The 12,175-nt window shown below is 58.3% G+C and carries 9 protein-coding genes and 1 pseudogene; all 10 read left to right on the top strand.

Annotated features, from left to right (window positions below):
- Nucleotides 1-65 precede the first annotated feature (65 nt).
- The 10 genes and pseudogenes from VDP61_RS01590 (at nt 66) to VDP61_RS01545 (ending at nt 12,152) form a co-directional block, all read left to right on the top strand.
- Entirely contained in the window at nt 66-608 is a 543-nt protein-coding gene (locus tag VDP61_RS01590) for a type VI secretion system tube protein Hcp (RefSeq protein WP_323005180.1), read from the top strand.
- 134 nt (nt 609-742) lie between these two features.
- Nucleotides 743-1,579 carry a type VI secretion system accessory protein TagJ gene (locus tag VDP61_RS01585; protein WP_323005179.1) on the top strand — a complete coding sequence of 279 codons (837 nt, stop codon included), beginning with the start codon at nt 743-745 and terminating at the stop codon, nt 1,577-1,579.
- Nucleotides 1,579-2,103, top strand: a complete 525-nt coding sequence (gene tssE, locus VDP61_RS01580; protein WP_323005178.1) for a type VI secretion system baseplate subunit TssE — start codon at nt 1,579-1,581, stop codon at nt 2,101-2,103. The genes VDP61_RS01585 and tssE overlap by 1 nt, the downstream gene beginning before the upstream one ends.
- On the top strand, nt 2,103-3,980 hold the full coding sequence (tssF, locus tag VDP61_RS01575; RefSeq protein ID WP_323005177.1) for a type VI secretion system baseplate subunit TssF: 1,878 nt from the start codon (nt 2,103-2,105) through the stop codon (nt 3,978-3,980). The genes tssE and tssF overlap by 1 nt, the downstream gene beginning before the upstream one ends.
- A complete protein-coding gene (gene tssG / locus VDP61_RS01570; RefSeq protein WP_323005176.1) occupies nt 3,944-5,023 on the top strand; it encodes a type VI secretion system baseplate subunit TssG in 1,080 nt (359 codons plus the stop codon). Before tssF ends, tssG begins: the two co-directional genes overlap by 37 nt.
- A 64-nt stretch (nt 5,024-5,087) precedes the next feature.
- Nucleotides 5,088-7,781 carry a type VI secretion system ATPase TssH gene (gene tssH / locus VDP61_RS01565; RefSeq protein WP_323005175.1) on the top strand — a complete coding sequence of 898 codons (2,694 nt, stop codon included), beginning with the start codon at nt 5,088-5,090 and terminating at the stop codon, nt 7,779-7,781.
- 242 nt (nt 7,782-8,023) lie between these two features.
- Nucleotides 8,024-8,884 (top strand): ion transporter, encoded by an 861-nt coding sequence (locus tag VDP61_RS01560; RefSeq protein WP_323005174.1) that lies wholly within the window; start codon nt 8,024-8,026, stop codon nt 8,882-8,884.
- A pseudogene (gene tssB, locus VDP61_RS01555) lies at nt 8,881-9,357 on the top strand (type VI secretion system contractile sheath small subunit); the annotation flags it as partial. The gene VDP61_RS01560 and the pseudogene tssB, both read left to right, overlap by 4 nt.
- 15 nt (nt 9,358-9,372) lie before the next feature.
- Entirely contained in the window at nt 9,373-11,850 is a 2,478-nt protein-coding gene (locus VDP61_RS01550; RefSeq protein WP_323005472.1) for a type VI secretion system contractile sheath domain-containing protein, read from the top strand.
- Nucleotides 11,850-12,152, top strand: coding sequence for a hypothetical protein (locus tag VDP61_RS01545; protein WP_323005173.1), 303 nt, complete (start codon nt 11,850-11,852; stop codon nt 12,150-12,152). The genes VDP61_RS01550 and VDP61_RS01545 overlap by 1 nt, the downstream gene beginning before the upstream one ends.
- Nucleotides 12,153-12,175 lie beyond the last annotated feature (23 nt).

Raw genomic sequence — 12,175 nt, 5'->3', positions numbered from 1 at the left:
GCAAGGAATTCGTACCGGTTACGGAAAGGCCGTCAGCCGGTCAACTCAGTAAATGGAGACTGCAGATGTCTTTTGACGCATTTCTTTTTTCGAAAACACATAGCTCGGAAACCGTAGATATTGGCGGTATTCCGGGCGAAACCCAGGATGAAGCCTATTCCAAGAAGGGCGCGTTCGAGATTTTGTCCTTTGAGATTGGCGCAGAAAACAATATCAATATCGGCTCGCTCAGCTCTGGCGGTGGTGCCGGCAAGGCAACATTCAAAGAGTTCACGATCACCAAGAAAACCGACTCGGCTTCTGCCGGCCTGTTTCATGGGCTTGTGACCGGTAAACACTATCAGGACATGACCGTTGAATTGCGCCGGTCGGGTGAATCGACAAGCGTGACTGGCGGCGTGTTTATGCGGTTCGAGTTCCGTCTGGTCATGGTGCAAGACATCAGTTGGTCCGGGTCGGATGGCGATGACACACCGGAAGAAACGGTTATCTTTCAATTCGGTGCCATCGAAATCACCTACAAGCAACAGAGCGTCAAGGGCCAGATGGAAAAAGACAAGGTTACCCGTTGGAGCCGCGTCAAGAACAACGCTTCGCTTACGGTCTAATCGGGCGCACCGGTCCGGCCCTGTTTTGGGGCCGGATCGCTTTTTTTGCTGGCATGGGGTCCATGGCTGGGCTTGTCAGGTATTGTGCCGGGCCGAACCCGGCGTGATATTGGGCAAGCATGAAAGGAATTTTGATGGACAGCGGCAAGGAACAATCAGGCAAGGCAGTAAGCGCCGAAGATCTGATCCGTCAGGGCAACCCCGAGGCGGCACTCGTCGCCCTGCAAGCCCGGATCAGGGCCAATGCCGCCGACCCAAAGCTGCGGGTTTTCCTGTTCCAGCTTTTGTCGGTGATGGGTGATTGGAAACGCGCGATCACTCAGCTAAAGGTTTCGGCGGAACTGGATGCATTGGCGACGCCAATGGCGCAAACCTACCGTGAGGGCATCATCTGCGAGGTTTACCGCGAAAAGGTGTTTTCGGGCGAAAAAGATCCGTTGGTATTTGGTGAGCCGCAAGAATGGGTTGCCCTGTTGATTGAGGCGCTCAAGGTACAGGCTGCGGGCCGCATTGCTGATGCTGCGGCCTTGCGGGCGCGGGCGTTCGAGGCGGCACCTGCCGTTGCCGGCACGCTGAATGATGCCCCGTTTGAATGGGTGGCAGATGCCGACATGCGGCTTGGCCCGGTGTTGGAAGTGGTTGTAAACGGGCGCTATTTCTGGCTGCCGTTCAATCAGATCGGCAGCATTACCGCCGAGGCCCCTGCCGATTTGCGCGATTGTGTCTGGACGCCGGTAAAGCTGACACTGCGCAACGGCGGCGACATCGTGGCGCTGATTCCGACGCGCTATGCCGGAACCGCTGACCATGGCAGCGCGGCTGAAAAATTGGCGCGTGAAACCAATTGGATCGACATCGGGGCGGATACCTTTTTGGGCCGTGGTCAGCGCCTGCTTGCCACGGATGCGGGCGATACGGCCTTGATGGACCTGCGCAGCCTGATCCTGACCCAACCCGATGAGGTCAGCTGATGGTCGAACATGCGTTAACCGAACGGCTCCAGCCCTCGCTGCTTGATCGGTTGACCGATGATGACCCGACCAACCCCAAGGAAACCCGCGACAGCCGGGTGATTGATCTGCGCCGCCTGCGCGAGATCATTCAGCGGGATCTGGTCTGGTTGCTGAACACTTTTGACAACAGCTCTCTCGTTGATCCTGACCGCTATCCCAATGTCACCAATTCGGTGCTGACCTATGGCGTGCAAGAGGTTGCGGGTGAGTTTTCGACAGCCGCGCGGGCGACAAAAATCCGAACCTCGATCCACAGGGCGATAGAAAAGTTTGAACCGCGCATCATTCCGGGATCTTTGGATGTGATCTTGCGCGATACTGAATCCAGGGGCCAAACTCTGGTTACCTTTGATATCGCTGCCGATATGTGGGCGCACCCCCTGCCGATGGAGCTGTATCTGCGATCAGAAGTTGATATCACAACGGGTGAATTGAAATTGGAGCGTCCGGGCCCCGGCGTGGCCTCGGTACGGAAGCGCTGATGGATACCCGGCTTTTACGACATTATGAAAATGAGCTGTCTTATCTGCGCGAGATGGGCGGGGAATTTGCCGAGGCGTACCCCAAGATCGCCGCGCGGTTGGGGATGGAAAGCGCCGAGGTGCTTGACCCTTATGTTGAACGTCTGCTGGAAGGTGTGGCGTTTCTGTCGGCCCGTGTGCAGTTGGAAATGGAGCTGCAATTCCCGGCGTTTACCCGGCATCTGCTTGAAATAGTCTATCCGCATTATCTGGCCCCTACCCCTTCGATGATGGTTGCGGCCTTTGATCCCGACCCCGCCAATGCCGCGATGGCCGATGGCTATACTTTGGCACGCGGCACACAATTGCGCTCGGCTTTGGGCGAGGGCGATCAGACCGCCTGTGTTTTCACCACCTCACAGGATGTCACGCTGTGGCCGATTGATATTGTCGAGGCCGAATATCTGGAGGGGCGCGGTGAGTTGGTCGCGGCAGGCATTTCGCGCGAGGTAGAGGCGAGGGCAGGTATTCGGCTGCGTCTGCGTCGGCGTGGGGTTGAACCGATTTCGGGCCTTTCGCTGGATAAATTAACGCTGTTTTTGAACAACAAGATCGGCCGTAACTGGGATTTGCATGAATTGCTGTGCACCCAGGTTACCGGAATGGCGGCCCGCTCTACCGACCGCCGGGCCGATTGGGTACTGGATTTGGCGGGGGCCAAGGTCACCCCGCGCGGCTTTGACATGAAAGAGGCGCTGTTGCCCACGCAGCAACGGTCTTTTGATGGCTACCGCCTGCTGCAAGAGTATTTCGGCATGCCCGAGCGGTTCCATTTTGTGGATCTGTCGGGCCTGTCGCCTGCGTTGAAAAAGGCAAAGGGCACCGAGGTTGATATTTACATCATGCTGCGTGATGGCATGCCTGATCTGGCTGCGTCGGTCACACCAGAGGCGTTTACCCTGCATGCCACCCCCGCCGTGAACCTGTTTGAAAAGCGCTGTGACCGGGTGCTGCTGACCACGGCAGATGTTGAACATCATATTGTCCCCGACCGCACCGCGCCCCTGGACTTTGAGATTTATTCTGTGAAATCGGTGCACGGAATTTCCGAAAAAGGGGATAAGGATGTCGAGTTTCGCGCCTTCTATTCCTCGGATGATTTCACGGCAGCGGGCGATATGCACCCGTCCTATTACACCCAGTTTCGCCGGATGCGGCAGCGCAGCGAGAAAGAGCGGCTGAAGGGTGTGCGCACGTCTTACCTGGGATCAGAGCTTTATTTGACCTTGGTTGACCCGCAGCAAGCGCCCTATCCTGTCGATCTGGGGCAGTTATCGGTGCAGGCCACCTGTACCAACCGCGATTTGCCGCTGCTCTTGTCTACGGGGGGGGCGGATATATTTCATCTGCCCGATGGCGGCCCGGTGGCCCATGTGACCACCCCCGTTTCGCCCACGCGTCCGCGCCCGAGTCTGGGGCAGGGGGATACCGCGTGGCGCTTGATCAGCCATCTAAGCCTGAATTACCTGTCCATTGCCGATACAGACAACGGTGGCGGCATAAAGGCCCTGCGCGAGTTGGTTGGCATCTATGCGCCCGCCGCCGATAAAACCGTGGAAAAGCAGATTGAGGGTATGATTTCAATTGAAAGCCGCCCGATCGTGCGCCGCATGTCGGATGGTGTTTTGTCAACTGCCGTGCGCGGGCTGGAATTGAAACTGGGGTTCGACGACAGCTTTTTTGAGGGGACAAGTGCCTATGTGCTTGCCTCGGTGCTGGAGCGGTTTTTCCGCAGATATGTTACGATCAATAGTTTTACCGAAACCGTGCTGTTCACGCGGCAACGGGGGGAAATTGCAAGATGGAAACCGGAAACGGGGCTGGCGAGGATCATCTGACGCATTACGCGCGGCTTCTTCAACAGCCAGAAAAATATCACATTTTTCGCGCGCTTCGCATTGTTGAGGCGCAGTTTCCCGATTTGCCGCGCTTGGGCGAAAGCAGTCGCCCCCGGCAAGAAGCTTTCCGGCTGGAGCAAGAGGCAGAGCTGGCTTTTCCTCCCTCGACCATCGCGCGCATGGTGCCGCCTGCACAGGACAAACCGGGGCAGGGCAAACCGGGGCGGCTGATCAACCGGTTTTTTGGCCTGTTTGGCCCGCATGGCCCCTTGCCGCTGCATCTGACGGAATATGCCCGCGACCGGCTGCGCAACCACCGCGACCCGACTTTCCTTGCCTTTGGCAACATGCTGACGCATCGCTTGTTCGGCCTGTTTTACCGTGCCTATGCCAACGCCCACCCCGCGCCTTCGTTTGATCGTTCGCTTACAGGCAACCGCGCGGGCCGCGATGGCGACCCGTTCGCCCGCAAGGTGGCCGCCCTTTCGGGGCATTATGAAAAGGGTTTCAACAACCGCGATGCCATGCCCGATATGGCCAAGCGCCATTTCGTCGGCCATCTGACGCCGGGCCCGAGGCATGCGCTGGGGTTGGTGTCGATGATGTCGGCGTTTGTGCGTGCGCCCGTCACCTTGCAGCAATTTGTCGGCCAGTGGCTGGCGTTGGAGCCGGGTGATCGCTGGCAATTGGGCAGCCCCGTCGGGCTTGGCCATGGCACCTCTATCGGCAACCAGGTCTGGTCACATGCCGCCAAGTTCCGGCTGCGCATTGGCCCGCTGAGCCTGGCTGATTTTGAACGGATGATGCCCGGCTCGCCCTCATTGGCGCGGCTGGAGGCGATTGTGCGCAATTATGTCGGTGACACGCTGGATTGGGATATCAACCTTGTGTTGCGCAGCGATGAGGTGCCGCAGGCAGTGTTGGGAAAAACCACGATGCTGGGCCATACCAGTTGGATCGGCACCAGATCAGACGACAGCGACGCCGATGACCTGTATCTTATCCCCGGAAGCTTGGTGCGCAGGCGGTCAAACGCGGGATAGTCGGTAACGAACACGATGACAATCAGGCAAAAGCCTGAGGATTTGATAGGGAAGGGTTTTGAAGATGAGCGATATCAGCCGCGTTGCGCTTTTTGGCAAACTGAACAAATTGGGCTATCAGGCGATTGAAAGCGCCGCTGTTTTTTGCAAATTGCGCGGCAATCCCTATGTTGAAATCGTGCATTGGTTTCACCAGATCTTGCAAGGGGCCGACAGCGATCTGCACCGCATCGTTGCCCACTACAGGCTGGACCCGTCCAACCTTGCCCGCGATATGACCCGCGCGTTGGATGCTTTGCCGCGCGGGGCCTCGGCCATTTCTGATCTGTCAAGCCACTTGGAGAACGCGGTAGAGCGGGCTTGGGTTTACGGCTCGCTTAAATACAACTCTGGTCAGGTGCGCACGGGGCATATTGTGCTGGGAATGTTGAAAACCAAGGATATGCAGAATATCCTTTTTGGCGTCTCGGATGAGTTTCGAAAAATCAAAGCCGATGATTTGGCCGATAATTTTGACGCGGCTGTTGATGGCTCTCCTGAAGGCAACATGCGGGCGCAAGATGGTTCAAACATAGGCGGAGGCGTCTCGCCGGGCGAACATTCCGGCGCGATTGCACCTGCCCAGATGGGCAAGGAAGAGGCGCTGGCCCAGTTTTGCACCGATCTGACCCAGCAGGCCCGCGACGGCAAGATTGACCCGATTGTGGGCCGGGATGAGGAAATCCGTCAGGTCGTTGACGTGCTGATGCGGCGCCGCCAGAACAACCCGATTTTGACAGGAGAGGCGGGGGTAGGAAAAACTGCCGTTGTTGAAGGCTTTGCGCTGCGCATCGCGCGGGGTGATGTGCCGCCAGCGCTGAAAGACGCCAAATTGATGAGCCTGGACGTGGGGCTGCTGCAAGCGGGCGCCAGTATGAAGGGCGAGTTTGAAAACCGCCTGCGCTCGGTGATTGATGAGGTCCAGGCCAGCACCGTGCCGATCATCATGTTTATTGATGAAACCCATACCCTTGTCGGGGCAGGGGGGGCGGCAGGCACCGGCGATGCCGCCAACCTGCTGAAACCCGCCTTGGCGCGGGGTACGTTGCGCACCATCGGGGCCACAACCTGGGCCGAGTATAAAAAGCATATCGAAAAAGACCCGGCTCTGACCCGGCGCTTTCAAACCGTGGTGGTCGATGAACCCAGCCCTACCAAGGCAATCATGATGATGCGCGGCATCGCCTCGATGCTGGAGAAGCACCATAAGGTGCAGGTCTTGGACGAAGGGATTGAGGCCGCTGTAAATCTCTCGGCCCGTTACATCCCGGCGCGGCAACTGCCGGATAAATCGGTGTCGGTGCTGGATACCGCCTGCGCCCGCGTGGCAATCAGCCAATTTGCCGTACCCGCCGAGGTGGACGACAGCCGCCGCCGCATTTCCGCGCTGGAAACCGAGTTGGAAATCATCGGCCGTGATGAAACCGCTGGCTATGATGTCGAAGACCGCCGCGCCGCCGTCAGTTTCGCCATGGCCGAGGAAGAAACCCGCCTGACCGGCCTGACCGCCCGTTGGGATGCCGAGAAAGCGGTGGTAGATGACATCCTTGCCATCCGTGCCGAGCTGCGGATGGGCGGTGCCCCGGTTGAGGCCAAAGACGCCCCCGCCAGCCCATTGGGGCCAGAAGCGCGGGCGGCGCTGATCGCACAGCTTAAAGCCAGGAACCAGGACCTGATCACCATGCAAGGCGACAGCCCGCTGATTTTGCCCATCGTCGATGCGCAAGCGGTGGCAACTGTTGTCGGTGATTGGACTGGCATCCCCGTTGGCCGCATGGTCAAGGATGAGCTGGAAACCGTGCTGAACCTTGAAACCCATCTGGCCAAGCGGGTGATCGGCCAGGACCACGCGATGAAGATGATCGCCAAGCGCATTCAAACCAGCCGCGCAGGCCTTGACAACCCATCCAAACCGATTGGGGTTTTCATGCTGGCCGGCACCAGTGGTGTGGGCAAAACCGAAACCGCGCTGGCACTGGCCGAGGTGCTTTATGGCGGCGAGCAAAACGTCATCACCATCAATATGTCGGAATACCAAGAGGCGCATACCGTCAGCAGCCTGAAAGGTGCGCCCCCCGGCTATGTCGGTTACGGTGAAGGTGGGGTTCTGACCGAAGCAGTGCGGCGCAAGCCTTATTCCGTGGTGTTGCTGGATGAGGTCGAAAAGGCCCACCCCGACGTGCATGAGATTTTCTTTCAGGTCTTTGACAAGGGGGTGATGGAAGATGGCGAAGGCCGCTCGATTGATTTCAAGAACTGCCTGATCTTGCTGACGACCAACGCAGGCACCGAAATGATCATGGATCTGTGCGCCGACCCCGAGTTGATGCCAGACCCCGAGGCAATGGCCAAGGCGCTGCGCGACCCTTTGCTGAAAATCTTTCCGCCTGCCTTGCTGGGCCGCTTGGTCACCATCCCCTATTATCCGCTATCGCCTGATATGATTGGCGAAATTACCAAGCTGCAACTGAATCGCATCAAAAAGCGGGTCACGGCGGCGCATGGCGTGCCGTTTGAATACAGTCAGGCCGTCGTGCAAACCATCGTCGATCGCTGTCAGGAATTGGAAAGCGGTGGCCGCATGATCGACGCTATCGTCACCAACACCATGCTGCCCGATATATCGGCAGAATTCCTGCGCCGGATGATGACAGGTGGTGAGGTAAGGAAGGTCGCGATTGACGCCGCCGATGGTGAATTTACCTATTCGTTTGAATGACATGAAAACACGACCACGCTGCCCACCGCCCTATGGACCGAACACCTGCGCGCATGGGCACTGAATAAAGGAATGTCGAAGACAAGCGTGGGGCAGATGCCATTTCGGGCGCAGGATGAAAGAGGCCCAAGGCCGGCAAGACTGCCTTGGGTACGATGAAAGGGCACCATGTGCCTGCAAGCGCTGATAGCATTGCCAAAGCTGTGACGTAAAAAGCGAACCGAACAAAGCTGGGGGGAGACATGACAGATCAGGCAAAGATCGGCGATCCGGCCCCCGATGGGTCGCGGGAAAAGCTGCGCGGCTGGGTAGAGCACCCGGCTGTGCGGACCACGATCATGGCGCTGGTCATCGTGAACGCCGCGCTTTTGGGCCTGTCAACCTCGCCTTGGGTGATGGAGCGGGCAGGTGGCCTTATCTGGTTTCTGGATCGGTTGATCCTTGCGATTTTTGTGTTGGAGATTTTGACAAAGCTGGTGGCTTACGGCACGTCCTTTTTCCGCGATGGCTGGAATGTGTTTGATTTTCTGGTTGTCGGGATTGGGCTTTTGCCGTCGGGCAACGGGCTGTCGGCGTTGCGGGCATTGCGGGTGATCCGCGCGCTGCGTATTCTGTCGGCGGTGCCGCAAATGCGCGATGTGGTGCAGGCTTTGTTTGATGCCTTGCCGGGCATGGGCGCGGTTGTCATCATGTTGTCGATCGTGTTTTATGTCTTTGCCGTCATGGCCACGATCATGTTTGGCCCTGTCTTTCCTGAATGGTTCGGCACGGTGGGGGAATCGCTCTATTCTCTCTTTCAAATCATGACCTTGGAAAGCTGGTCAATGGGTATTGTGCGCCCGGTGATGGAGGTTTTTCCCCTTGCCTGGGCCTTTTTTGTGCCCTTTATCGTGATGACCGCGTTTTCGGTTTTGAACCTGTTTATCGGCCTGCTGGTGAACACCATGCAATCGGCGGTGGAAAGCGATGCCGAGCAGGAGTTTGAGAAGCTGCGGGATCTTGTGCGGTCTGAAACCGATCAGGTTGATGCCCATGTTATCGCGCTGCAAAAAGAGATTGCGGAACTGCGGTCCGAAATCCGAGGGATGATAGGGAAGACATAATGGCCAGTTCACAGAAATTCATTGCCAGAAATCGCGCCCCAAGGGTTCAGATCGAATATGATGTTGAACTTTATGGCGCGGAAAAGAAGGTGCAACTGCCGTTCGTGATGGGCGTCATGTCCGATCTTGCGGGCAAATCCGAGGCCCCGCAACCCGCGATTGCGGATCGCAAGTTTCTGGAAATTGATGTCGATAATTTTGACAGCCGGATGAAAAGCATGAAGCCGCGCGCGGCCTTTACGGTGCCCAATACCCTGACGGGCGAGGGCAATATGGCCGTTGACGTCACCTTTGAATCTATGGACGATTTCAGCCCCGCCGCGATCGCCGCCAAGGTTGAGCCGCTGAAAAAGCTGCTGGATGCGCGGACACAATTGTCAAACCTGATGACCTATATGGATGGCAAGTCGGGCGCGGAAAACCTGATTGAAAACCTATTGCAAGACCAAAGTCTGCTGTCGGCGCTGGCGTCTGATTCTGTCGCAAAGATGGACCAAAGCACTGCGCTGCAGGCGTTGCGGGTGCGGGCGGACCTTGCGCAACAAGTGGCAGCAGAGGCCGCGGCCAATGCAGCGTCAGAAGCCGGGACGGCCTTTGATGCCCTGCGCGCCTCTGCCCCGATGGTGCCCCAAGCGCCGGATGCAGCCGCCGCCGCATTGGATGCTTTGCGGCGCGCGGCCCCCGCCCCCGCAGGACCGGCAAAAGCCGTGGCGGTTTCGGATGATCCGCTGGCGGATTTGCTGGCCGATGCGGCCCCGACAGTCGATGACATTGAAATCGCGGTGGCAAAAACCGGCCTTGGCGGCTTGATTCACCCGCTGGAAGATGATGCCTTGGCGGCTTTGCTGGCCGATGCCGTGCCCTCTTGGCAAGACTCTGGGCCGCAGGCCGGTGAAACAGCCTGTGTTGCCGCAGAATTGGACAGTCCGGCCTTTGACTTGCCTGTGGGGGGGGCCGCGGCGGATGCCCCAGGGCCAGACCCGATTTCCGGTTTGGATGATTTTTTGGGCACTATACCTCCATCTGAGGCGGCTGATATGGCGGCGGGCGCCGACCCATTGGATGACCTGATGGCAGAGTTTGCTGTGCCCGACGCCTTGTCTGATCCGCTGGCGGATCTGGACTCTTTGCTGGGGTCAGAGCTGGCCGCCCCCGCAGACGCCACCCCCAAAGCACAGGCCGAGCCGGAGGAAGATGCGATGTCGTTGTTGGAGGAACTGCTGGGCGGGCCTGCCGCCGCGACCCCGGCCCCGAATGGCGCGCCCCCGGCAAGGGGCCAACCCGCCAATGCCAGTGGTTTTGGCACAATTTCTGCACCCCAACCCAGCGCGGCGGCCTTGGACAGGCCCCGTTTTCGCCTGGCAATTTTCGGTGACTTTTCGGGCCGGGCCGCGCGCGGTGAAATGGAGGTTGGCGATACGCTTGCGAAACGTCGCGCCATTGCGCTGGATGTTGATACCGTGGAGGAGGTGATCGACGGCTTTGCCACCACGCTGGTGCTGCCGATCGGGCCGGATGGCAAGGGGATCGCGGTCAAACTGGCGGGGGTGGATGACCTGCACCCGGATGAGCTGGTGGAAAATCTGGAACTTTTCGAGGCGCTGAAGGGCTTGCGCGCACGGCTGTCAAACCCCTCGACGGCTGCTGCGGCGCTGAAAGACATGCAGGGCTGGAATGATAGCTTTCCTTTGCCTGTAGCAGCCACTTCTGGCCGTTCGGCGGCCTCAACCGTACCTGCCGATAAAAGGCTGACCGATTTTCAAAAGCTGATCGGTGATACCACGGGGCGGCTTACACAGGTTTCGCCGATTGAGGAGATGCTTGGCCAAATCGTTGGCCCCCATATCGTGCCCGGCCCGAATCCCGCGGCCGAGGCGCTGAAAGCTGCGGTCGATACAGCGATGTCATCCGCGATGCGCCTTGTGTTGCATCACCCCGAATTTCAGGCGCTGGAATCGCAATGGCGGACGCTGGATTTGCTGGCCCGGCGCATTGAAACCGATGTAAAGCTGAGCATCAGCCTTTATGATGTGTCTGCCGAGGAGATTGCCGCAGATTTGGCTGCGGTCGATGATCTGGCGCAGTCGGGGCTGTTTCGCCTGCTGAATGACCCCTTGCAAAGCGAAGATACCGTCGGGTTTTCGGCCCTGTTCGGTATGTATGGTTTTGAAGAAACGCCGCCCCATGCCGATCTTTTAGGCCGCTTGGGCAAAATTGCCGCCCATGTGCAGGCGCCATTTTTTACCGCGATGACCCCCGGTTTCATGGATGTGCCGATAGAAGATCGCCACCCGCTGACGGCGCTGGCATGGGAAAATCTGCGCAAGCTGCCCGAAGCCGCCTACCTTGGGCTTGCCGCGCCCCGTTTTATGCTGCGCCGGCCCTATGGCAAGAAAACCGAGCCAATCGACGCCTTTGCCTTTGAGGAGTTTACCCAAAGTGAGGGTCTGAAAGGCTTGCTCTGGGCCAATCCGGTGGCATTGGTGGCGATTTTGGTGGCGCAGGCGTGGAAAGACGGTGGGCAAAAGATGGTTTTGGGTGATGTCATGTCGCTGGATGATATTCCGTTCCATTTCGTGACCGATCAGCATGGCGATCAGGTGGCCTTGCCCTGCACCGAACGCAACCTGACCGAGGCCCGCACGCAAGACGTGATCCGGCGGGGCTTTATGCCTGTCGTCTCTATGCGCGGGCGGGATGTGGTGCGGCTTGCGTCTTTTCAGTCAGTCGCGGGCACAAGGATTGCAGGCCCATGGTCTGGCCCGCACGTGATCCGCGCTGCACCCGAAAGCAGTCCGCTGGATGTGACAATGGAGGTGAAAGCCGCCACGCCAGACGCCGAGGCAGGTTTTGACGCTGGGCCTGATGATCTTGACGCCCTGCTTGCCGGTTTCGGCGCGCTTGCGGGGCCCGCCGACCCCGAGTCGATTGATGCCGAACTCGCCGCTTTGTTGGAGAGCCTGTGATGCACGACACACCAGAACGCCCAGAATTGCACGGCGATGATGACGATGCCCCAATGACTTTGCTTGCAGTCAACCAAGGTTACAGGCTTTATAGGGGTGAGGACTTATTGAACGACATGCTGTTTGGGCGTGGAGCCTATCCATTCAAGGTGAAATGCTATGTCTTTGAGTCGATATACGGCCTGAGACGATTTTTAGGAGACGAAACACCGGCTACATCATTCTGGCATATTAATCCGGATATTGTGGATCGGCTTAGAAATGAAAACTTACTGATTGAGATATTTTCACCCGACGGCTGACCCGAGGATTGTCGGGACGAGAG

The organism is Pseudorhodobacter sp. (genome assembly GCF_034675685.1).
GTDB lineage: Bacteria > Pseudomonadota > Alphaproteobacteria > Rhodobacterales > Rhodobacteraceae > Pseudorhodobacter.
This window is presented reverse-complemented; position numbering and strand designations above follow the sequence as displayed.